Source organism: Streptomyces coelicoflavus (assembly GCF_003112555.1).
GTDB classification, from domain to species: domain Bacteria; phylum Actinomycetota; class Actinomycetes; order Streptomycetales; family Streptomycetaceae; genus Streptomyces; species Streptomyces coelicoflavus.
On sequence record NZ_BEWB01000009.1, the window covers coordinates 154,762 to 175,783 of the forward strand.

A 21,022-nucleotide genomic window follows, 5' to 3' on the forward strand; every position below is an offset into this window, starting at 1 on the left:
CGGGCGTTGAACACCATGTGACCTCGAGCCTCGCCACCACCCGCTTCTCCGTCCTCGACCGCTCCCGCATCCGCGCCGGCCGCACTGCCGGGGAGGCGCTGCGCGACACCGTGCAGCTGGCCCGGGAGGCGGAGCGGCTCGGCTACCACCGGTTCTGGGTGGCGGAGCACCACGGCGTACCCGGGGTGGCCGGTTCGGCGCCGACCGTGCTCGCCGCCGCCGTGGCCGGGGCCACCCGCCGCATCCGCGTCGGCACCGGGGGCGTGATGCTGCCCAACCACCGGCCGCTGGTGGTCGCCGAGCAGTTCGGCGTGCTGGAGTCGCTCTTCCCCGGCCGGATCGACATGGGGCTCGGCCGCTCGGTGGGCTTCACCGACGGCGTCCGCAGGGCACTGGGCCGGGAGAAGGACGACGCCGAGGACTTCGACGCGCAACTGGCCGAGCTGCTCGGCTGGTTCCGGGGGACGTCGCCGACGGGCGGCGTGCACGCGCGCCCCTCCGAGGGGCTGACCGTGCCGCCGTTCGTGCTGGCCATGGGCGAGGGCGCGGCCGTCGCCGCCCGTGCCGGTCTGCCGATGGTCATCGGGGACCTGCGCGACCGGGACCGGATGCGCCGCGGCATCGACCGCTACCGCGCCGGGTTCCGCCCCTCGGAGTGGAGCGCGGAGCCGTACGTCGTCGTCTCCGGCACCGTGGCGGTGGCCGCCACCGCCGAGGAGGCCCGGCGGCTGCTGGTCCCGGAGGCGTGGTCCATGGCCGAGGCCCGCACGCGGGGCTCCTTCCCTCCGCTGCCCCCGGCCGAGGAGGTCGGGGCCCGGACCATGACCGGCAAGGAGCGCGACCTGTACGAGGCCGGTCTCGCGGGTCACGTCGCCGGCACCGAGGAGCAGGTCGCCGACGAGCTGGAGCGGCTGGTGAAGGAGACGGGCGCGCAGGAGGTCCTGGTCACCACCAGCACGTACGACCGCGAGGCACTGCTCGAGTCCTACCGGCGGCTCGCCCGTGTCACCGGCACGGGTCCGCTCGGCGCCCCGGCGTAGAATTGCGGAGTTTGTCCCCCACCGTACGGAGTTCCCCGCGATGCACAGCCCCCACGACCCGTACGTCCGGGTGCGCGACGCCCGCGAGCACAATCTCAAGGGCGTCGACGTGGACGTCCCCCGGGACGTGGTGGCGGTGTTCACCGGCGTCTCGGGGTCGGGGAAGTCCTCGCTGGCCTTCGGGACGGTCTACGCGGAGGCGCAGCGGCGGTACTTCGAGTCGGTCGCGCCGTACGCCCGCCGCCTGATCCACCAGGTCGGCGCCCCGACGGTGGGTGGGATCACCGGGCTGCCGCCCGCCGTGTCGCTCCAGCAGCGGCGGGCGACCCCGACGTCCCGTTCCTCGGTGGGCACGGTCACCAACCTCTCCAACTCCCTGCGAATGCTCTTCTCCCGCGCGGGCGACTACCCGCCGGGCGCCGAGCGGCTGGACTCCGACGCCTTCTCGCCGAACACCGCGGCCGGGGCCTGCCCGGAGTGCCACGGGCTCGGGCGGGTGCACCGCACCACCGAGGAGTTGCTGGTCCCGGACCCCTCGCTGTCGATCCGGGACGGTGCGATCGCCGCGTGGCCGGGTGCCTGGCAGGGCAAGAACCTGCGCGACGTCCTGGACGCGCTCGGGTACGACGTGGACCGGCCCTGGCGCGAGCTGCCCGCCGAGGCGCGGGAGTGGATCCTGTTCACCGACGAGCAGCCGGTGGTCACGGTGCACCCGGTGCGGGACGCGGGCCGCATCCAGCGGCCGTACCAGGGCACGTACATGAGCGCCCGGCGCTATGTGATGAAGACGTTCGCGGACTCGAAGAGCACCACGCTGCGGGCGAAGGCGGAGCGCTTCCTGACCGGCGCGCCCTGCCCGGTGTGCGATGGCGGCCGGCTGCGGGCCGAGTCCCTCGCGGTGACCGTCGGCGGCCGCAACGTCGCCGAACTGGCCGCCCTGCCGCTCACCGAGCTGGCCGCCCTGCTGCCGACCGAGGGCGAGACGGCCAAGGTGCTCACCGAGGACCTCGTGTCCAGGATCGCGCCCGTCGTCGAGCTGGGGCTCGGTTATCTGAGCCTGGACCGGCCCACTCCCACCCTGTCGGCGGGCGAGTTGCAGCGGCTGCGGCTGGCGACCCAGCTGCGGTCCGGGCTGTTCGGGGTGGTGTACGTCCTCGACGAGCCCTCGGCCGGTCTGCACCCGGCGGACACCGAGGCGCTCCTGACGGTGCTCGAGCGGCTGAAGGCGGCCGGGAACTCGGTGTTCGTGGTGGAGCACCACCTGAGTGTGATGCGCGGCGCCGACTGGATCGTGGACGTCGGTCCGCTGGCCGGCGAGCACGGCGGGCGGGTGCTGTACAGCGGTCCGGTCGACGGGCTGGCCGAGGTCCCCGAGTCGGCCACCGCCCGGCACCTCTTCGACCGCTCCCCCGCGCCCTCGCGCGAGGTGCGTACCCCCCGGAGCACGGTGACGGTCGGTCCGGTGACCCGGCACAACCTGCGCGGGGTGACCGCCCGGATCCCGCTCGGGGTACTCACCGCGGTGACGGGCGTCTCGGGCTCCGGCAAGTCGACGCTGGTCGGCGAGATCACCGAGGAACTGCCGGGAGTGGACCGGCTGGTCTCCGTCGACCAGCGGCCCATCGGCCGCACCCCGCGCTCCAACCTGGCCACCTACACGGGTCTGTTCGACGTCGTACGCAAGGTCTTCGCCGCCACCGACCAGGCGCGGGCGCGCGGTTACGGCGTGGGCCGGTTCTCCTTCAACGTGGCGGGAGGACGCTGCGAGACCTGCCAGGGCGAGGGCTTCGTCAGCGTCGAGCTGCTCTTCCTGCCGAGCACCTACGCGCCGTGCCCGGACTGCGGCGGGGCGCGCTACAACCCCGCGACGCTCGAAGTGACGCACCGGGGGCGGAACATCGCCGAGGTGCTGGACCTGACGGTGGAGGGCGCGGCGGACTTCTTCGCGGACACGCCGGCGGTGGCCCGCAGCCTGGCCGCGCTGCTGGATGTCGGGCTCGGCTATCTGCGGCTCGGCCAGCCGGCGACGGAGCTGTCCGGCGGCGAGGCACAGCGCATCAAGCTCGCGAGCGAGCTTCAGCGGGGGCGCCGCGGGCACACCCTGTACCTCCTCGACGAGCCGACCACCGGTCTGCACCCGGCCGATGTCGAGGTGCTGATGCGCCAGTTGCACGGTCTCGTCGACGCCGGCCACACGGTCGTCGTGGTCGAGCACGACATGGGGGTGGTCGCGGGCGCCGACCACGTGATCGACCTGGGGCCGGGCGGCGGCGACGCCGGCGGCCGGATCGTCGCCGCGGGGCGGCCGGCCGAGGTGGCGCGGGCCGCCGGGAGCGCCACGGCGCCCTATCTGGCCCGGGCCCTGGACGGCGGGGAGCGCCGGTGAAGTGGCTTCACCGGCGCCCGGTCCCGCGACCGCGGGGAACGGTCACTTGCCGCCCCGCCGCTTGTCGTCCCGCCGCTTGTCGTCCCGGGGATGCTTCGCCTCGCCCTCGGTGAACGACTCGGTCTCGGCCTCGATGCGCTCCTTGCGGACCTGGCCGCGCACCGTCTCGTTCTCCGTGAGCTCCTCCGTGGTCATCCGGACGCGCTCCACCGGTACCGTCTCCGTCTCCACGACGGCACGTTCCGCGTGCAGCGTGACCTCGTGCTCGGCCTCGCTGATCTCCGGTCCGGCCAGGGCCTCGTCACGGTTGGCGTCCGTGATGGGCTCGCGCACCACACGCACTTCCTCGTGGGTGATCGGAACGGTCTGCTGGACCTCTTCCGTGACCACGTACTTGCGCAGCCTGGCCCGGCCGGACTCGTGGCGTTCGACGCCGATGCGCATCTGCTCCTCGGAGCGGGTCATGGCCTCGTCGCCGCGCATGCCCTCGCGCCGCCCGGCGCCCTCGCGGCCGGTCCTGCCGCCCGCCGTTCCGGCAGCACCGGCCGTACCGGCCAGTCCCGCGGCACCCGCCGCTCCGGCGGCCCCGGCGGTGCCCGCCGTGCCCGTTCCCGCGGCGGAACGGCCGTCGTCGGTGCGCTCGGCCTCGGACAGCACGCTGCCCCAGTTGATGCCGTAGTAGTCGTACAGCCGGTGCTCCTCGGTCTCCGACAGATGGCCGCCCGCGTCGACGTCGACAGAGGGCGCGCCCTTGACCTGGTCCTTGCCGTAGGGAACCTCGAGGTGGTCCTGGACCATCGCGGCGTCGCGGATGGGCACGAAGGACTCGGCTCCGCCGAACATGCCCGTCTTGACGCTCACCCACTCGGGGCGCCCGGTCATGTCGTCGAAGAAGACATGCTTCGCGTCGCCGATCTTGTTGCCGTCCCCGTCGTAGACCGGTTGGTCCAGGACGTTGGCGATCTCTTCACGGGTGATCATCTGCCATCACCCTCCTTTCGGGTGCCTGCCTTCCGATTGTCCGCATCCAGCGGTGAGGAAACGGCACAAACTTCACAAAGCACACGCACTTTTCGAAAGTGCTTTCGCCTGGTGGCCGTGGACCGCGCTCTCCGCGGCCCGCGCCAGGGAACGGCGGTCGCGGTGCCGGCCGGGCGACACGGCCGGACAGACCTCCACCTCGGCCGTCAGTCCGCGCGCCGAAGCGACCCGCCACAGGGAGGCGAGCAGTGTGTCCACGCCGACGAACGCGGGCGTGGTGCTCACCGCCCGCTCCCCGGACCGGTAGCGGATCCGGACCGGCTGGACCGGCACGCCGGCGTCCAGGGCGGCCTGGAACACCGCCCGGCTGAAGGGCCCCCGGGCGCGTCCGCACCAGGTGCTGCCCTCCGGGAAGGCGGCCACCGCGGCACCGGCCGCCAGGACCCGCGCGATCGCGTCGACCGTGTCCGGCAGGGCCCGCAGCCGGTCCCGCTCGACGAACAGCACCCCGGCGCGCGCGGCCGGCCCGCCCGCCACCGGCCAGCACCGGATCTCGCTCTTGGCCAGCATCCTGGCCGGGCGCACGGCGGCGAGCAGCGGGATGTCGAGCCAGGAGACGTGGTTGGCGACGAGGAGCAGCCCGCCCGCGGGAGCGGCCGCACCCGTGACGCGGACCCGGACCCCCGCGGCCCGCACGACCCACCGGCACCAGCTGCGCACCGGGGCGTCGGGCAGCCGGCGCCGCAGGCCGGACGGCGCCAGTACGACGGCGATCCCGGCCAGGAGCAGCACCGCGAGGGCGGTGAGCCGCAGCACGGCACGCGGCACCGCCGCCGCGCCACGGGGCCGCTCGACACACGCCCCGGGGGTGCAGGGCGCGACGGGCAGCCAGCCGCTCATCGGGCCGGGGCGAGCGAGAGGAAGTGGCGCAGGTAGCGCGGGTCGACCCGGCTCATCGGCAGCAGCACGTACAGGTCCGCGACGCCGAAGTCGACGTCGTGCGCGGGCGCGCCGCAGACCCAGGCGCCCAGCCGGAGGTAGCCGCGCAGCAGCGCCGGCAGCTCGGTGCGCGCGGCGGGCACCGCCGGGCGCGGGACCCACGGCAGCAGCGGCCGTACCCGGTACTCCTCGGGCGCCAGGTGCTTGGCCCGCACCCGGTCCCAGGTGCCGGCGGCGAGCGTTCCGCCGTCGGCGAGCGGGAGCGAGCAGCAGCCCGCCAGCCACTCGTGGCCCCGGTCGGTCATGTAGCGGGCCATTCCCGCCCAGATGAGGCCGATGACGGCGCCGTCGCGGTGGTCCGGGTGCACGCAGGAGCGGCCGACCTCGACGAGTCCGGGCCGGATCGCGTCCAGCGCCGCGAGGTCGAACTCGGTCTCGGCGTACAGCCGTCCGGCCACCGCCGCGCGCTCCGGCGGCAGCAGCCGGTAGGTTCCGACGACCTGTCCGGTCGTCTCCTCGCGCACGAGCAGGTGGTCGCAGTACGCGTCGAAGGGGTCGACGTCGTACCCGGGCTCCGCGCTCGCCAGCAGTGCTCCCATCTCCCCGGCGAACACGTCGTGCCGCAGCCGCTGCGCGGCCCGTACGTCGTCCTCGTCGCGGGCGAGGGCGACGGTGTAGCGGCGGGGAGCGGCGGGCTTCGGGGGACGGTCCGCGGTCAGTACGCCGGTCATGGGTGCTCTCCTGGTCGTGAGAACGGTGGTGGTGGGGACGGCTCCGCCACAGTTCTCCCGACGCCGGCTGTACTGCACATGACGACTGCCGGGAGCCCGGATGTGCGCTTCCTGAATGCCGGGAGCACAAGCGAGACGGGGCCGAGGGGAGCACCTCCCTCGACCCCGCCCGTCCGCACCTTGTCGGCGAACGTTCACTGAACCCCTACCGCTGCACCTTCCGCGCGGCCCGCAGCCACTCCTTGTTCATACTGGTGATGGACATCAGCGGAATGCCCTTCGGGCACGCGGTCGCGCACTCGCCGGTGAGCGTGCACCCGCCGAACCCCTCCGCGTCCATCTGCCCCACCATGTCGAGCACCCGCGTCTCGCGCTCGGGTGCGCCCTGCGGCAGGACGTTCAGGTGGTTCACCTTCGCGGAAGTGAACAGCATCGCCGCCCCGTTGGGGCAGGCCGCCACGCACGCGCCGCAGCCGATGCACTCCGCGTGCTCGAAGGCGAGGTCGGCGTCCGGCTTCGGCACCGGCGTGGCATGGGCCTCGGGCGCGGCACCGGTGGGCGCGGTGATGTAGCCGCCGGCCTGGATGATGCGGTCGAAGGCGGAGCGGTCGACGACGAGGTCCTTGACGACCGGGAAGGCCGAGGCCCGCCAGGGCTCGATGTCGATGGTGTCGCCGTCCTGGAAGGACCGCATGTGCAGCTGGCAGGTGGTGGTGCGCTCGGGGCCGTGGGCGTCGCCGTTGATGACCAGCGAGCAGGCGCCGCAGATGCCCTCGCGGCAGTCGTGGTCGAAGGCGACCGGGTCCTCGCCCTTGAGGATGAGCTCCTCGTTGAGGGTGTCGAGCATCTCCAGGAAGGACATGTCACTGGAGATCCCGTCCACCTCGTACGTGGACATGGCGCCGTCGGCGTCGGCGTTCTTCTGCCGCCAGACGCGCAGGGTGAGCTTCATGCGTAGCTCCGCTGGGTGGGGTGGACGTACTCGAAGACCAGGTCTTCCTTGTGCAGGGTGGGGGCGTCGCCGGTGCCGGTGAACTCCCAGGCGGCGGCGTAGCCGAACTCGTCGTCCCGGCGGGCCGCCTCGCCGTCGGGGGTCTGTGACTCCTCGCGGAAGTGGCCGCCGCAGGACTCGGCGCGGTGCAGCGCGTCGAGGCACATCAGCTCGGCGAGTTCCAGGTAGTCGACGATGCGGTTGGCCTTCTCCAGCGACTGGTTGAACTCCTCGCCGGTGCCCGGGACCTTGATGCGCCGCCAGAACTCCTCGCGGATCTGCGGGATGCGCTCCAGGGCCTTGCGCAGGCCGGAGTCGGTGCGGGCCATGCCGCAGAACTCCCACATCAGCTCGCCCAGTTCCCGGTGGAAGGAGTCCGGGGTGCGGTCGCCGTCCACGGCCAGCAGCAGGTTCAGCCGGTCCTCGGTCTCGGCCAGCACCTCCTGCACCGCGGGGTGGTCGTCGTCGACGTCGTCCTCGTGGGGGTTGCGGGCGAGGTAGTCGTTGATGGTGGCCGGGAGCACGAAGTAGCCGTCGGCCAGGCCCTGCATCAGCGCGGAGGCGCCGAGCCGGTTGGCGCCGTGGTCGGAGAAGTTGGCCTCGCCGACGGCGAACAGGCCGGGGATCGTGGTCTGGAGATCGTAGTCGACCCACAGTCCGCCCATCGTGTAGTGCACGGCGGGGTAGATCCGCATCGGTACCTGGTACGGGTCCTCGTCGGTGATCCGCTGGTACATGTCGAAGAGGTTGCCGTACTTGGCCTCGACCGCCTTGCGCCCCATGCGCTTGATGGCGTCGGCGAAGTCCAGGTAGACGCCCTGGCCGCCGGGGCCCACTCCCCTGCCCTCGTCGCAGACGTTCTTCGCGGCGCGGGAGGCGATGTCGCGGGGGACGAGGTTGCCGAAGGACGGGTAGATGCGCTCCAGGTAGTAGTCGCGCTCGTCCTCGGGGATCTTGTTGGCGGGACGGTCGTCGCCCTTGGCCTTCGGCACCCAGATCCGGCCGTCGTTGCGCAGCGACTCGCTCATCAGCGTCAGCTTGGACTGGTGGTCGCCGGTGCGCGGGATGCAGGTCGGGTGGATCTGCGTGAAGCAGGGGTTGGCGAAGTAGGCGCCGCGCCGGTGCGCCCGCCAGATCGCGGTCGCGTTGGAGTTCATGGCGTTGGTGGAGAGGTAGAAGACGTTGCCGTAGCCCCCGCTGGCCAGGACGACGGCGTCCGCGTAGTAGGTGTCGATCTTCCCGGTGATCAGGTCCCGGGCGACGATGCCGCGGGCCCGGCCGTCCACGACGATCAGGTCGAGCATCTCGGTGCGGGCGTGCATCTCGACGGTGCCGGCCGCGATCTGCCTCGACAGTGCCTGGTAGGCGCCGAGCAGCAGTTGCTGCCCCGTCTGGCCGCGGGCGTAGAAGGTGCGGGAGACCTGCACGCCGCCGAAGGAGCGGGTGTCGAGCAACCCGCCGTACTCACGGGCGAAGGGCACGCCCTGCGCCACGCACTGGTCGATGATCTCGATAGAGATCTGTGCCAGCCGGTGCACGTTGGACTCGCGGGAGCGGAAGTCGCCGCCCTTGACGGTGTCGTAGAACAGGCGGTGGATCGAGTCGCCGTCGTTGCGGTAGTTCTTCGCGGCGTTGATGCCGCCCTGCGCGGCGATGGAGTGGGCGCGGCGCGGGGAGTCCTGGTAGCAGAACTGGACGACGTGGTAGCCCTGTTCGGCGAGCGTCGCGCCCGCGGAGCCGCCCGCGAGGCCGGTGCCGACGACGATGACGGTCTTGCCGCGCCGGTTGGCGGGGTTGACCAGCTTCGCCTCGAAACGGCGGGTGTCCCAGCGCTCGTTGACGGGTCCGGCCGGGGCCTTGGTGTCGGCGACCGGCTCGCCGGTCGTGTAGTCGGCGTAGGTTGTCATGTCAGCTCACCACTCCGGTCATGACGCCCACGGGTACGGCGACGAAGCCGGCCGTGAGCAGCAGCGCGAGGACGTTCGCGACGGTCTTCAGGGCGCGGTCGCGGGTGCGGCTGCCGGCGCCGAGGGTCTGGGCGGCGGACCAGAAGCCGTGCCGGACGTGCATGCCGACGGCGAGCACCGCGACGATGTAGATGACGTTGCCGTACCAGGTGGAGAAGGTGTCCAGGACGTTCTGGTAGGGCTTGCCGGTCTCGAAGCCGCCGGAGTGCACGGTGCCGGTGGTCAGGTCCAGGATGTGCCAGACGATGAACAGGGCGAGGATGATGCCGCCCCAGCGCATGGTGCGCGTCGCGTAGCTGGAGCGCGGCTTCTTGTGCACGTACTTGCTGGGCCGCGCCTTGATGTCGCGGCGGCTGAGCTGGTACGCGGAGACGGCGTGGGCGACGACGGCGACGACGAGCACGACGCGGATCAGCCAGAGCGTCCACTCGTAGTGCATGAACGGCTCGCCGACCGTGCGCAGCCAGTGGGCGTAGTGGTTGAACTCCTCGGTCCCGAAGAAGATCTTCAGGTTCCCGATCATGTGGGCGACCAGGTAGAGCAGCATGACGAGACCGCTGACCGCCATCACTGTCTTCTTGCCGACGGTCGAGTCCCACACGGTGCGCGCCATGGACGGCCGTCGGTCCGTCCGCGTTGCCAGAGCCATGTCACAGGACGTTACGGGGACCGGGCCTCATCGGTCCAAGACATGGAATGCCTGGTTTCCATAGGGTGTACCTATCAAGGCCGTATGCTCGCGGTATGCAGTTGCAACAGCTCCAGTACTTCGTGGCGGTCGCCGAGACCCGGCACTTCACCCGGGCCGCCGAGGTGGTCCACGTGGCGCAGCCCTCGCTGTCGCAGCAGATCAAGGCGCTGGAGCGGGAGCTGGGCGCCGACCTGTTCCTGCGGGCGCGCGGGAACATCACGCTCACCGACGCCGGGGAGGCACTGCTGCCGCTGGCCCGGCGCATCCTCGCGGACGCGGACACCGCCCGGCACGAGGTGCTGGAGCTGGCCCAGCTGCGCCGCGGCCGGGTCCGGCTGGGCGCCACCCCGAGTCTGTGCACCGGCCTGCTCCCCGACGTGCTGCGCGCCTTCCACGACCGCTATCCCGGCATCCAGCTGCTGATCGAGGAGGGCGGCTCGCACGACCTGGTGCGCGAGCTGGCGCGCGGCGCGCTGGACCTCGCCCTGGTCGTCCTGCCGCTGCCCACCGCCTCACCGGCGCTGACCACGGTGGAGCTGCTGCGGGAGGACCTGGTGGTGGTGTCGTCCCCGGAGTCGCCCCGGCCGGGCGGCGGGCGCCGTGCCGTGCGCATCACCGACCTGGAGGGCGAGCGTCTGGTGATGTTCCGGCACGGCTACGACCTGCGCGAGCTGACCGTGGCCGCGTGCCGCTCGGCCGGGTTCGAACCGGACTTCGCCGTGGAGGGCGGGGAGATGGACGCGGTGCTGGGCTTCGTACGGGCCGGGCTCGGCATGGCGGTCGTCCCGCGCATGGTGGCCGCGCGCTCCGGGCGCGGACTGCGGGTGACCCCATTGGCCCGGCCGGGCCTGTACCGGACCATCGCCCTGGCCCACCGCAGCGACGTGGCTCCGCCGCGGGCGGCTCGGGAGCTGATGCGGATGCTCCTCGAGCGGTGACGGTCCCGGACCGTCAGGCGAGCGTGGCCGGCCTGAGGACCTCCTCGCACCAGCGGCGGAAGCTCGTGGGCGCGGTGTCCGGGGTGCTGGGCTCGGCCGCGCCGTAGAAGCCCTGGGCGTCCATCGCCGAGGCCATGTCGGCCAGCCCCTGGGCCCCGCTCTCGCTCGCCCCGAACCGCAGGGCGGACGCCTTGTAGGCCTCCGGGGTGGTCTCCCGTACCCGTACCGGACGGCCCAGTACGTCGGACAGCACCCCGGCCATTCCCTCCGGGGTGAGGTCGTCGGGGCCGACGAGCGGGACGTCCGCGCGACCGGTCCAGGAGTCGTCGAGGAGCAGACGGGCGGCGGTGGCGGCGATGTCGGCGGTCGCGCAGGTCCGCAGGACGCGGTCGGCGGCGTACGCCATGCGGAACTCGCCGGTGTCGCGCAGGGCGGCCGTCTGCCCGAGCAGGTTCTCCATCAGGAAGGGCGGGCACAGCGCCCGGTAGTGCACGCCGGTGGCCGCGATCCGGTCGTCCATGGCGAGCGAGGCGGAGATCGGTCCGGCGTCCTTGGCCACGCCGCGTCCCAGGCTGGAGACGGCGACGACCCGTGGGAGGCCCTGCCGGGCGATCACGTCGCACAGCGGCAGCGTGAAGTCGCGGAAGTGGCCCTCGACGCTGTCGGCGCCGGGCGCGGGCGGCACCAGCCAGAACACCTGGCCGGCACCCTCGCAGGCCGCGGCCAGGACCTCGGGGTCGGCGTGCGAGCCCTGGAACACCTCGGCCCGTTCGCGGGCGCGGACGGTGAGACGGCCGGGCTCGCGGGCGATCACTCGCAGCGTGGCCCCGTCGTCCCGGGTGTCGAGGGCGTCCAGGACTCGGTCGAGGACCTGCCGGCCGATTCCGCCGGTCGGGGTGGTGATGACGATCACGAACACAACTCCGCTTCAGGGAAGGCGAGATGAGAGGGAGCGCGCCGGGGCGGGTAGCCCGTACCGTTCGCTTCCCGGCGCTCTTCCATCGTGTTCGCCGGGCCGCTGGAACTGAAGGATCGATCGGGTCCCGCTTGTTACCCTGAAGGCAATACCGGGCGGCACCGGAGGGAGGCGGAGCATGGAGTCGCGTTCCCTGCGGTACTTCGTGGCGGTCGCCGAGGAGCTGAACTTCGCACGCGCCGCCGAGCGGCTGGGCATCTCCCCGCCGCCGCTGTCCAGGGCGATCCGCCGCCTGGAGACGGAGCTGGGCGTCACCCTCTTCGAGCGGAACACCCACAGTGTCAGCCGGACCCCGGCCGGGGACGTGCTGCTCGCGGAGGCACGCGTCGCGCTGGACGCCCTGGAGGCCGCCGGGCGGCGGGCCAGGCGGGCGGCCGAGGGGCCGAAGCTGGTGCTGGCCGTGAAGGCCGACGGGGACGCGGGGCTGCTGGAGCCGATCCTGACGCGCTACGCGTCCGAGCCCGGGTCCGTGCCGGTCGCCGTCCGGCTGTGCGGATGGCAGGAGCAGCCGCGGCTGCTGCGCGGGGGCGAGGCGGACGTCGCCCTGGTCCACGCTCCGTTCGACGGGGCCGGCCTGGACGCGGAGACCCTGGCCACCGAGCCGCGCGTCGCCGTCCTCGCCGCGGACCATCCGCTCGCCGCCCGGGACCGTCTCGAGCTGGCCGACCTCGGCCTGGACGCCGGCAGCGTGGAGCGGCACATCGACGAGGCCCGGCGCGGCCACGGCGACCTGGCGCAGGTACTCACGGCCGTCTCCCTCGGGAAGGTCGTCACCCTGCTGCCCGCCTCGGTGACCGCCCGCTACCCGAGGCCGGGCGTCGCCTACCGCCCGGTCCCTGACGCGCCGCCGGTCGTCCTGGCCGTCGCCTGGCCCCGGCAGTCCCGCTCGACGGCGACCGCGGCCCTCGTCCGCGCGGCGACGGCGGTCGCGGAAGCCGCCCGCGCCGGGACGTGAACCGAGCCGTCGGTGCCGGGGCAGGAGCCGGGGCGTCCGCGCCGGGAGGAGAACAGAGACGCCCGCGCCGGAAGGGGAGCCGACGCGCCTGCGCCGGGGCGTGAAGCGAGCCGTCCGCGCCGGGGCAGGAGCCAAGCCGTCCACGCCGGCCGCCCTGCGGCAAGGCGCAGGCTGGGCCGCCCCAGGGCAGGGTTCCGCCCGGGGCGGAGCCTGAGCCGGCCCTGACGGATCCCGGACGGACCGGCGGCCCCGCTCAGCCCGTCGCGTCCACCAGTGCCAGTTCGTGCAGCCGCTCCGGCGGGCCCGGGCGGGCGTAGTACCAGCCCTGGGCCGTGTCGCAGCCCAGTATGCGCAGTTGCTCGGCCTGGGCGCCGGTCTCCACGCCCTCCACGGTGACCGCGAGGTCCAGGCTGTGGGCCAGGGCGACGATCCCCTCGACGATCTTCAGGTCGACGGGGTCGGCCGGGAACTGCTGCATGCTCTGCGTGAACGAGCGGTCCAGCTTGAGGACGCTCACCGGCAGCCTGCGCAGGTTGGCGAGGTTGGAGTAGCCGGTGCCGAAGTCGTCCAGGGCGATGTCGACGCCCATCTCGGCCAGCCGGCGCAGTGGCTTCAGCAGGTCGTCGTCGGCGCCGATCAGCGCCGACTCGGTCACCTCCAGGCAGAGCGCGTCGGGCGTCACGCCGGTGCGCTCCAGGATCTCGACGGTGTCCTGGACCAGACCCGGGTGGGTGAGCTGGCAGGGCGAGAGGTTGACGTTGATGCGCAGCGGGCCCGCGGCGCCGCCCTCGCCGTACCGCTCGCGCCAGAGGCGGGCCTGGCGTACGGACTGTTCCAGGACCCAGCGGCCCAACGGCACGATCAGGCCGGTGTGTTCGGCCAGCGGGATGAACCGGTCGGGGCCGAGCACCCCGTGCTGCGGGTGCAGCCAGCGCACCAGCGCCTCGGCGCCGCGCACGCTGCCGTCGCCGAGGTGGACCAGCGGCTGGTACTCGATGAAGAACTCGCCGCGCTCCAGGGCCGCGGGCAGCGCGGTGGTCAGCCCGTGCCGGGTGATGACGCGGGCGTCGGCCTCCGGGTCGGCCAGCTCGAAGCGGTTGCCGCCCGCCGACTTGGCCCGGTACATGGTGATGTCGGCGCTGCGCAGCACCTCGGCCGGGCTGCGCTCGCCCGCCGGGCCCTCCACGATGCCGATGCTGCCGCGCACCGTCAGTTCGCGGCCGTCGACGCTGACCGGGGCGAGCAGCGCGTTCATGATGCGGCCGGCCAGCTCGTCGACCCCGTCCCGGGTGTCCGGTCCGGTGGTCAGCGCCACGAACTCGTCGCCGCCCAGCCGGGCCACCATCTCCCCGGGCGCGGTGGCGCAGCCCTGGAGCCGGTCGGCGACCTCCACGAGCAGCCGGTCGCCGGCCGCGTGGCCGAGGCTGTCGTTGACGGTCTTGAAGCCGTCGAGGTCGAGGTAGCACAGGCCGAAGCGCTGGCCCGGGCCCGCGTTCAGGGCCTTCTCCAGGCGTTCGAAGAAGAAGCTGCGGTTGGGCAGTCCGGTGAGCGCGTCGTGCGTGGCCTCGTAGCGCAGCCGGAGGTTGAGCAGCCGCCGCTCGGTGGTGTCCTCCATCAGCGCGAGCTGGTACTGCGGGGTGCCGTCGGCGTCGCGCAGCAGGGAGACGGTGAGGTTGGTCCACAGGACCGTCCCGTCGGGCCGGTAGAAGGCCTTCTCCACGTGGTAGTGCTCGCGCTCGCCGCGCACCAGCTCGTCGTAGAGCCGCCAGGTCTGCGGCGCGTCGTCGGGGTGCGTCCACTCGGTGGCCCGGCGGCCGCCCAGCGTGGGGTCGGCGATGCCGAACATGCGCATCAACGCCTCGTTGACCTGGAGGACGTTGCCGTCCAGGTCGGCGATGCCGATGCCTATGGCGGCGCCCTCGAAGACCGCGCGGAAGCGGGCCTCGCTGGCGTGCAGGGCCTCGGCCACCACGCCCTGTGCCTTCAGGGCGGCCTGTGCGATGGCCTCCTGTTCGGCCAGGGTTCTGGCCCGAAGCGCCCCGGCGAACCCGGCCGCCATCGCGTGCTGGAGCCGTGCGGAGCGGGCCCGCAGGTCCTCCGGGTCGCCGTCCTCGCCGCAGTAGAGCACCAGGTAGGCGTCGACGCAGTCCAGCGTCCGGGAGAGTGCCTCGGGGTCGGTGCAGTGCGCGTCGACGAGGGCGGCGCCGACCGTCCTGGCCCCGGCCGCGTCGAAAGTCCGCGCGCGCAGCACCTCGCTCAGCCGGCGGGCCAGCGGCAGCAGTTGGGCCTCGAACTCGGGCCGGGTGGACGAGGTGGAGGTCACCGGGAACACCGCCCGGCTCCAGATCGTCGCGAACCGGCGCAGTCGGTCCTCCGGCCCGTCCGGCTCCGCGCTCACGCCGTACGCCCCACGCCGGCGAACCCGGAGAACGCGTACGGGTCCTCTTCCTCGGGCTCCCCCTCCGGCCTCCAGCGCGGCATCGGAACCAGTCCGGGCTCCACCATGTCGTACCCCTCGAAGAACCGCGCGATGTGCTCGCGCGAACGCATGATCAGCGGATTGCGGATGTCCTTGTACACGTCCACCGCGCCTCCGGCCCGCTCGGCGGGCAGCGGGATGTTCTCGTACGAGGCGTGCGTGAGGACGAGCAGGCTGCCGGGGGCGAGCGCGTCGCTCAGCTCGGCCACCGCCGCGTACGGGTCGTCCTCGTCTTCCACGAAGTGCAGTATGGCAACCAGCAGCAGGGCGACCGGCCGATTCAGGTCGATCAGCCGCTGGACCTGCGCGCTGGCCAGGATCTCGGCCGGCTTGAGGAGATCGCCGGCCACGACGTCCGCGTCGTCGTTGCCCGCCAGGACGGCCTCGCTGTGCGCGACCGCGACCGGGTCGTGGTCCACGTACACCACGCGGGCGCCGGGACGGCTGCGCGCGGCCACCTCGTGGACGTTGCCGAAGGTGGGGATGCCGGAGCCGATGTCGAGGAACTGGTCGATGCCCTCGTCGGCCGCGAAGCGCACGGCCCGGCGCATGAACGCCCGGTTGGCCTGCATGATCTTGGGGAGTCCCGGCATGAACTCCATGGCCCTGCGGGCCGCTTCGCGGTCCACCTCGAAGTTGTGCGAACCGCCCAGGTAGAAGTCGTAGATCCGGGACACGCTGGGCACCGAGATGTCGATGCTGCGAGGGGCCCAGGCGGGACGCTCCATCTAGCTCTCCAAGGCATAGGCGATCCGGTGTTCGAGCTGAGGCTACTGATCGCCTGCCAAACGGGCGAGTCCAAACGGAAATTGACCGTCCGTTCCCGGTCACTGCCCCGGGCACGTGCCGTGGGCGAAGGCATGCCAAAGCGCACGAACGGGACCGTCCCCTCCGTCCGGTTGCGGAGGGAACGGCCCGGTGGTCGTGCGCCGAAGGTGGGCGGGCGGGAGGTCGCTACTTCTTCGGCGCGCCGACCGGCTTTCCGTCGGGCTTGACGGCGTACCAGGTGCCGCCGACGCCCTGACCGTTGGTGTCGCCGGCCTTCTTGTCGCCGGCGAAGGTGTAGATGGGCCAGCAGTCGATCGTCTGCTGGGCTGCGCCGTCGGGCCGGGTGAAGCTCATCAGCCCCTTCTTCTCGACGCCCTTGGTGTCGTTCGCCTCGACGGGCGCCACGACCGGCCATTTCTCCAGGCAGGCGCCGGTGCAGGCCGACACCGGCTTCGGCCAGGCCTCGTCCTTCATGAAGCGGTAGACGGTCATGCCGTTCTTGTCGACGACGATCTCGCCGAGTTTCGGGTCTTTGCGGGTGGACAGCCCCGCGGCCGGCTCGGCCTGGGCCTTCTTGCCGTCGGCGGCCAGGGCGTACCACTTCTTGCCGACGCCCTGGCCCTTGACGTCCCCGGCGGCCGTGTCCTTGGCGTAGCGGTACGCGGGCCAGCCGCCGATCGTCAGCTGCTTGGTGCCGTCGGGGCGGGTGACCTCGCCGAGCAGATCGTCGTCGATGCCCTCGCCCGCGAGGGCGTCGTCCGCCCCCACGGGCGGCCACTTGGTCGCGCAGTCGTTCTCGCAGGTCGTCTTGGGCGGCTCGGCGGTGTCGGAGTCGAAGCGGTAGAGGGTGCGGCCCGCTCCGTCGGTCACCAGCTCGCCGAACTCGGCGTCGGTCGAGACGGACAGCTTGCCGGCCGGTTCCGGCGCGCTCGCCGAGGCCTGTCCGGCACCGGTGCCGACGCCGTCGCCGGCACCCGCGCCGAGGTCGCCGACGTCGCCGGGCGCGGCCGTCGCGCCCACGTTCTGGCTGCCGGTGGCACCGCCGCCGTCCTGACCGCACGCCGTCGTCAGCGCCAGCACCACCGCGGCGCTCGCCACGAGTGAGGCGCTCCGCCAGGAGGTCTTCATCGTCAATCCCCGATCGTCACGAAGGTGTTGGGGCGCCCTGCCGGCCGCCGCACGACACTGGGTACGCACGGAGAAGCCGGTTGTGTTCAACGGGAGACGGGACTTCTTTCCGGCTCTCTTCCCGGCTTGCTTCCCGGCTCCCTTTCCGGCTTGCTTCCCGGCTTGCTTTCCCGCTTGCTTCCCGGCTTGCCTTCCGACCCGCTTTCCGGCCCGCTTACCGGCCGCCGCCGGCAGGTGACCCCTCGCACAGGCTTCCGAGCTCCGGCGAAGGCGGGTCCGTCGCCGTCAAACCCCTGATGGGGAGGTGTCCCTCCTTCGGGGCAATCGCCGGTCACTCGGGCGTGGGACGGTGCGCCAGGCTTCATGATCTCGTCGTGCATGGACCCGAACCGACCCGATCCGCCGCTGCCGGACGGGTGTTGGCCCTGGTGACGCTGACGTTCACCCTCGTCGGCATACCGGTCGCCCCGGCGCAGGCCGACGCCTGCGCGTACGCCTCGACGGGACCGGACGGCACCGACGCGGTGGCGGTCGCCGGGAGCCTCTCCTGGCCCACCTTCCCCCCGTGCTCCGAGCCGACTCCGACACCGACGCCCCCGCCGCCGCCCAAGCCCACGCCGCCCCCGCCCGAGCCGACTCCCCCGCCGCCGCCCGAGCCGAAGCCTCCCGCGCCCACACCGCCGGCGCCGCGGCCCGAACCGCCGCCCCCGGCGCCGCGTCCGGCACCGCCCCGGCCCACGCCCACCCCGACGCCGACGCCCCGTCCGAGCCCGCCACCGGTGCGGCCCGAAGCGCCCGTGCCCGCTCCGTCGGTCACTCCGGCGCCCACGCCCACCCCCCGGCCGTCGCTCAGCCCCGTGCACTACCCGCGCCATCGCGCCGCCCGGCCGCCGCAGCGGTCCTCGCGCGGGGCCACGTCGCCGCTCGTCTTCGTCCTGCTCATCACGGTGCCCGCGGTGGTCGCCGTCGCCGCGCTCCGTGCGCGCTGATCCCTGGAGGCCTCTCTTGCCGGAATGGCTTGTTCTCACCCTCGCGATGCTGGCCGCCTGTGCCGTGGTCGTCGTCGTCACCCTGCTACGGCACCGCACGGCCTCCGACGACGAGGACATCACGGAGACTCCGGACGTCATCGAGTACATGACGATGTGGATCGGCGTGGTGTACGCCATCGTCCTGGGCCTGGCCATCGCCGGTGTCTGGGAGGCACGCAGCGCCGCCGAGGCCGACGTGCAGACGGAGGCCGTGGCGCTGCACGAGATCTCGGAACGGGCCCGGGTCTACCCGCCCGAGGTCCGTGACCGCATCCGGGCGGATGTCAACGCCTATGTCGGACACGTCGTCACCACCGAGTGGAAGGCGATGGCCGACCACGACGAGCTGACCGACCGCGGCACCGGGCTGCTCGACCGCGTCCGCGCGGACGTCACCGACTACGAACCGAGGTCGGACTTCGAGGCCCAGGCGTACCAGCCCCTGGTCGACCAGGTGGCCCTGGCGGACCAGGCCCGCAACTCCCGGGCGCAGTCGACCGGGGCGACCATGCCGGGGGTGGTGTGGTTCGGGCTGATCGCCGGGGCCGTCATCACCATCGGGATGGTCTTCGCCCTGCAGATCCGGCGCACGCCACGGGAACTGATCCTCGCGGGGCTGTTCTCCGCGCTGATCGCCTTCCTCCTCTTCCTGATCTGGGACTTCGACGCGCCCTTCAGCAGGGGCGTCTCGGCGTCCACCGACCCGTTCCTGAGCCTGTTCCCGGGCGCCGGGGACTGACACGACGCCAGGGGGCGGCGCCGGTGGACACGCCGTCACCGTCCCCTGAGCGGCCCACACTCTTGCCCCATTCGCGCGACAGCGATCGCGGCGACGTGCACGGCTTCCTAGCGTTTCGGACATCGAGGTGCATTCCTGGCGCGGGCGGAACAGGTCCGCCGCTGCTCCTCGGGGACCCGGAGGATTCACCATGCGCGCGATACCCGTCGCCTCGGTCGCCCTGCTGGGCGCCGCGGCCCTCTCCGCCTGCGTGCCGGCCGGGGCCGTGGGCTCGGACACGTTCGGCTTCACCGTCTCCCCCGCCACCGTGGCGCCGGGCGGCGAGGTCACGGTGGGGGTGGGCCGTACCGCCGCGGGCTGCCACGGGCGGGTCACGGTCACCTCGCCGGTGTTCGACACGGTCACCATCCCCCGGCACGAGTCGTCCGCGACGGCCCGTGTCGACCGGGACGCCCGGCGCGGGGCGGTCTACCGGGTGACGTTCGCCTGCCGGGACAAGACCGGCACCGTGGACCTGACCATCGCCGGCGGCTCGCACCGCCCGTCCGACGAGCCCTGGCGCGACAAGGGCGTGCACGCCGGTGAGGGCGGCAGCGTCGCCGGGTTCGACGTGAAGCAGATCGGGATCGGCGCGGCACTCGTCGCGGGAGCGGTGGGCACCGCGTACCACCTCTCGCGCCGCCGTTCCGGCGAGAAGCGGACCTGACCCACCCGCACCGCGCGCGGCACTTCGCCCCGGATCCCACCGGATCCGGGGCGAAGTGCTGCCGGTGTCCTCCGCCGTGCGGTCAGATCCGCCGCTCGGACCGGCGGCGCAGCCAGAACAGGCCGCCGCCGGCGACGGCCGCGGCGACGAGCCCGCCGCCGATCGCGATGTCGGTCGAGGTCGCCCCGCTGGAGCTGCCGCCGCCGAGGCCGCCGCGGACACCGCCGATGACGGTGAAGGCCGCCGGCCGGGTCAGCCGCCGGCCCGAGCAGTTGACGGTGATGTCGTGCGAGCCCGGCCGGGCGTCCTGCTTGATGGTGGCGGTGCCCTTCGACGTCTCGTTGGCTCCCTTGACCGGGGTCAGGTGGGTGGTCCGGAACGCGTCCGAGGTCATGGTGCCGCCCTGGGGGCAGCCGTCGACCGTGACGGTCATCTGGCCGCCGCGGGCGATCACACTGGGCAGGGCGACGATGTTGCTCGGCTGGTTGTGGTCCCCGCCGGCGGTGGCCGCGGGGGCCGCCAGACCGAGGACAGCGACCGCGGCGCCGGCTGCCGCGAGGGCACGAGTGTTGCGCATGTGATCCTCCGCGGAAGACGCCCCGGGTCCCGTCCCCGGTCGATCGGCGAGAAAGCGTCTCCCAGAAAGACCCTCAGTTGACCGGCGTGCAGCCGCATTTCGGGAATGGTCCGTCCTGGTGAGAGGGGCGGCGGGCCGGAACCGCGCGAGTGGATATCGCCGCAGGTCACGCACCGTCAGAAAATCTCCGCCCGTCACCTCCCGGATGGCGCACGGAAGGCGACGCACCACCCGTTCGCCGCCGCCCCGTCGCCGGTCCCCCGCACGCCGCTTAGCGTGCTGGTATGCGCGGATGATCCGGCGACGGCCGGGTCGAGAGGGGAAGGCGAATGTACGACTCCGAGTTGGCCGAAGAGGAGGAGCGGCGGCGGAAGCGCGCTCCCTGGGGCGTGATAGCGCTTGTTCTGCTGACCGGTCTCGCGCTCATCCGCAACGGCTCGGGGGAGTTCGACGTGGGTCCGCCCCAGCCGGCCTCGGCCGCCGCCCCGGACACCCGCACAGCCCCCGGTGAGGCCGCCGCCTCAGGCGTCACGCCGCTGCCGTACTCGGTGCCCGACCAGGTCTCCATCCCCGCCATCCAGGTCGACGCGCCGGTCATGGGGGTCGGTCTGGACCCGGACGGCTGGGTCGACGCGCCGCCGCCCGAGGACCCGAACCTGGCCGGCTGGTTCACCGGCGCGGTCACCCCCGGGGAGAAGGGCACCTCGGTCGTGGTCGGTCACGTCGACAACCAGCAGGGTCCCGCCGTCTTCTACGGACTCGGCGCCCTGAAAAAGGGAAACAAGGTGGAAGTGCACCGCCAGGACGGAAAGACGGCGGTCTTCGAGGTCTACGGCATCGAGGTGTTCGAGACGAACAACTTCCCGGGCGACCGGGTCTACGGCTCGAAGGGCACCCCGGAACTGCGGGTCATCACCTGCGGGGGCGGTTTCACCAAGGAGAACGGCTACGACGGGAACGTCGTCGTGTTCGCCCGCCTGGTCGAGGTCCGCTGAGCGG

At 72.8% G+C, this 21,022-nt stretch carries 19 protein-coding genes; 8 read left to right on the forward strand and 11 right to left on the reverse strand.

All coding sequences use genetic code 11. The annotated features are described in order from the left end of the window. Positions 1-17: 17 nt before the first annotated feature. The gene (locus tag Sco07f_RS22605; protein ID WP_108988997.1) at positions 18-1,040 is read left to right on the forward strand and encodes an LLM class flavin-dependent oxidoreductase; all 1,023 of its coding nucleotides are present in this window, start codon (positions 18-20) and stop codon (positions 1,038-1,040) included. Between the two features lie 40 nt (positions 1,041-1,080). Next, entirely contained in the window at positions 1,081-3,426 is a 2,346-nt protein-coding gene (locus Sco07f_RS22610; protein WP_108988998.1) for an ATP-binding cassette domain-containing protein, read from the forward strand. Positions 3,427-3,468: 42 nt separating this feature from the next. Here Sco07f_RS22610 and Sco07f_RS22615 read toward each other — a convergent pair whose 3' ends face one another. From Sco07f_RS22615 to Sco07f_RS22640, 6 genes are all read right to left on the reverse strand, one after another. After that, the gene (locus tag Sco07f_RS22615) at positions 3,469-4,407 is read right to left on the reverse strand and encodes a DUF2382 domain-containing protein (protein WP_108988999.1); all 939 of its coding nucleotides are present in this window, start codon (positions 4,405-4,407) and stop codon (positions 3,469-3,471) included. 72 nt (positions 4,408-4,479) lie between these two features. Then, on the reverse strand, positions 4,480-5,307 hold the full coding sequence (locus tag Sco07f_RS22620; RefSeq protein ID WP_007389260.1) for a lysophospholipid acyltransferase family protein: 828 nt from the start codon (positions 5,305-5,307) through the stop codon (positions 4,480-4,482). After that, positions 5,304-6,077, reverse strand: a complete 774-nt coding sequence (locus tag Sco07f_RS22625; RefSeq protein ID WP_087788555.1) for a GNAT family N-acetyltransferase — start codon at positions 6,075-6,077, stop codon at positions 5,304-5,306. Before Sco07f_RS22625 ends, Sco07f_RS22620 begins: the two co-directional genes overlap by 4 nt. Positions 6,078-6,282: 205 nt before the next feature. Continuing rightward, the gene (locus Sco07f_RS22630; protein WP_054101309.1) at positions 6,283-7,029 is read right to left on the reverse strand and encodes a succinate dehydrogenase/fumarate reductase iron-sulfur subunit; all 747 of its coding nucleotides are present in this window, start codon (positions 7,027-7,029) and stop codon (positions 6,283-6,285) included. Further along, complete coding sequence (locus Sco07f_RS22635) at positions 7,026-8,975, reverse strand: fumarate reductase/succinate dehydrogenase flavoprotein subunit (RefSeq protein WP_108989000.1); 1,950 nt, start codon at positions 8,973-8,975, stop codon at positions 7,026-7,028. The genes Sco07f_RS22630 and Sco07f_RS22635 overlap by 4 nt, the downstream gene beginning before the upstream one ends. 1 nt (position 8,976) lies before the next feature. After that, the gene (locus Sco07f_RS22640; protein ID WP_007389256.1) at positions 8,977-9,648 is read right to left on the reverse strand and encodes a succinate dehydrogenase; all 672 of its coding nucleotides are present in this window, start codon (positions 9,646-9,648) and stop codon (positions 8,977-8,979) included. A 131-nt stretch (positions 9,649-9,779) separates the two neighbouring features. On the opposite strand from Sco07f_RS22640, the gene Sco07f_RS22645 reads away from it, so the two are divergent. Continuing rightward, positions 9,780-10,664, forward strand: coding sequence for a LysR family transcriptional regulator (locus tag Sco07f_RS22645; RefSeq protein ID WP_007389254.1), 885 nt, complete (start codon positions 9,780-9,782; stop codon positions 10,662-10,664). A 13-nt stretch (positions 10,665-10,677) separates the two neighbouring features. Here the strand turns inward: Sco07f_RS22645 and Sco07f_RS22650 are convergent, their stop codons facing one another. Then, positions 10,678-11,577, reverse strand: a complete 900-nt coding sequence (locus Sco07f_RS22650; protein ID WP_108989142.1) for an NAD(P)H-binding protein — start codon at positions 11,575-11,577, stop codon at positions 10,678-10,680. A gap of 181 nt (positions 11,578-11,758) precedes the next feature. Here Sco07f_RS22650 and Sco07f_RS22655 point away from each other — a divergent pair, with 181 nt between their 5' ends. Further along, on the forward strand, positions 11,759-12,595 hold the full coding sequence (locus tag Sco07f_RS22655) for a LysR family transcriptional regulator (protein WP_108989001.1): 837 nt from the start codon (positions 11,759-11,761) through the stop codon (positions 12,593-12,595). A 253-nt stretch (positions 12,596-12,848) separates the two neighbouring features. On the opposite strand, the gene rmdA is transcribed toward Sco07f_RS22655, so the two are convergent. From rmdA to Sco07f_RS22670, 3 genes are all read right to left on the reverse strand, one after another. Then, a complete protein-coding gene (gene rmdA / locus Sco07f_RS22660) occupies positions 12,849-14,993 on the reverse strand; it encodes a cyclic Di-GMP phosphodiesterase RmdA (protein WP_108989002.1) in 2,145 nt (714 codons plus the stop codon). Further along, the gene (locus tag Sco07f_RS22665; RefSeq protein ID WP_108989003.1) at positions 14,990-15,802 is read right to left on the reverse strand and encodes an SAM-dependent methyltransferase; all 813 of its coding nucleotides are present in this window, start codon (positions 15,800-15,802) and stop codon (positions 14,990-14,992) included. The genes rmdA and Sco07f_RS22665 overlap by 4 nt, the downstream gene beginning before the upstream one ends. Before the next feature lie 226 nt (positions 15,803-16,028). Next, positions 16,029-16,970, reverse strand: coding sequence for an SCO0930 family lipoprotein (locus Sco07f_RS22670; RefSeq protein WP_108989004.1), 942 nt, complete (start codon positions 16,968-16,970; stop codon positions 16,029-16,031). Positions 16,971-17,398: 428 nt separating this feature from the next. On the opposite strand from Sco07f_RS22670, the gene Sco07f_RS22675 reads away from it, so the two are divergent. From Sco07f_RS22675 to Sco07f_RS22685, 3 genes are all read left to right on the forward strand, one after another. After that, positions 17,399-17,959 (forward strand): hypothetical protein, encoded by a 561-nt coding sequence (locus tag Sco07f_RS22675; protein WP_176589894.1) that lies wholly within the window; start codon positions 17,399-17,401, stop codon positions 17,957-17,959. Positions 17,960-17,975: 16 nt separating this feature from the next. Then, positions 17,976-18,740: a bestrophin-like domain gene (locus Sco07f_RS22680; protein WP_108989005.1), complete on the forward strand. Its 765-nt coding sequence runs from the start codon at positions 17,976-17,978 to the stop codon at positions 18,738-18,740. Positions 18,741-18,930: 190 nt separating this feature from the next. Further along, on the forward strand, positions 18,931-19,446 hold the full coding sequence (locus Sco07f_RS22685) for a hypothetical protein (protein ID WP_007389270.1): 516 nt from the start codon (positions 18,931-18,933) through the stop codon (positions 19,444-19,446). An 82-nt stretch (positions 19,447-19,528) separates the two neighbouring features. On the opposite strand, the gene Sco07f_RS22690 is transcribed toward Sco07f_RS22685, so the two are convergent. Continuing rightward, positions 19,529-20,023, reverse strand: coding sequence for a hypothetical protein (locus tag Sco07f_RS22690; RefSeq protein ID WP_007389277.1), 495 nt, complete (start codon positions 20,021-20,023; stop codon positions 19,529-19,531). 329 nt (positions 20,024-20,352) lie between these two features. Here Sco07f_RS22690 and Sco07f_RS22695 point away from each other — a divergent pair, with 329 nt between their 5' ends. Beyond that, entirely contained in the window at positions 20,353-21,018 is a 666-nt protein-coding gene (locus Sco07f_RS22695; RefSeq protein ID WP_007389269.1) for a class F sortase, read from the forward strand. The last annotated feature ends 4 nt before the right edge of the window (positions 21,019-21,022 follow it).

Coding starts and splice junctions, on each gene's coding strand:
- Sco07f_RS22620 (WP_007389260.1), bottom strand. CDS start 5,307: ATGAGCGGCTGGCTGCCCGTCGCGCCCTGCACCCCCGGGGCGTGTGTC.
- Sco07f_RS22670 (WP_108989004.1), bottom strand. CDS start 16,970: ATGAAGACCTCCTGGCGGAGCGCCTCACTCGTGGCGAGCGCCGCGGTG.
- Sco07f_RS22645 (WP_007389254.1), top strand. CDS start 9,780: ATGCAGTTGCAACAGCTCCAGTACTTCGTGGCGGTCGCCGAGACCCGG.
- Sco07f_RS22695 (WP_007389269.1), top strand. CDS start 20,353: ATGTACGACTCCGAGTTGGCCGAAGAGGAGGAGCGGCGGCGGAAGCGC.
- Sco07f_RS22685 (WP_007389270.1), top strand. CDS start 18,931: ATGCGCGCGATACCCGTCGCCTCGGTCGCCCTGCTGGGCGCCGCGGCC.
- Sco07f_RS22625 (WP_087788555.1), bottom strand. CDS start 6,077: ATGACCGGCGTACTGACCGCGGACCGTCCCCCGAAGCCCGCCGCTCCC.
- Sco07f_RS22690 (WP_007389277.1), bottom strand. CDS start 20,023: ATGCGCAACACTCGTGCCCTCGCGGCAGCCGGCGCCGCGGTCGCTGTC.
- Sco07f_RS22665 (WP_108989003.1), bottom strand. CDS start 15,802: ATGGAGCGTCCCGCCTGGGCCCCTCGCAGCATCGACATCTCGGTGCCC.
- Sco07f_RS22655 (WP_108989001.1), top strand. CDS start 11,759: ATGGAGTCGCGTTCCCTGCGGTACTTCGTGGCGGTCGCCGAGGAGCTG.
- Sco07f_RS22615 (WP_108988999.1), bottom strand. CDS start 4,407: ATGATCACCCGTGAAGAGATCGCCAACGTCCTGGACCAACCGGTCTAC.
- Sco07f_RS22630 (WP_054101309.1), bottom strand. CDS start 7,029: ATGAAGCTCACCCTGCGCGTCTGGCGGCAGAAGAACGCCGACGCCGAC.
- Sco07f_RS22610 (WP_108988998.1), top strand. CDS start 1,081: ATGCACAGCCCCCACGACCCGTACGTCCGGGTGCGCGACGCCCGCGAG.
- Sco07f_RS22640 (WP_007389256.1), bottom strand. CDS start 9,648: ATGGCGCGCACCGTGTGGGACTCGACCGTCGGCAAGAAGACAGTGATG.
- Sco07f_RS22635 (WP_108989000.1), bottom strand. CDS start 8,975: ATGACAACCTACGCCGACTACACGACCGGCGAGCCGGTCGCCGACACC.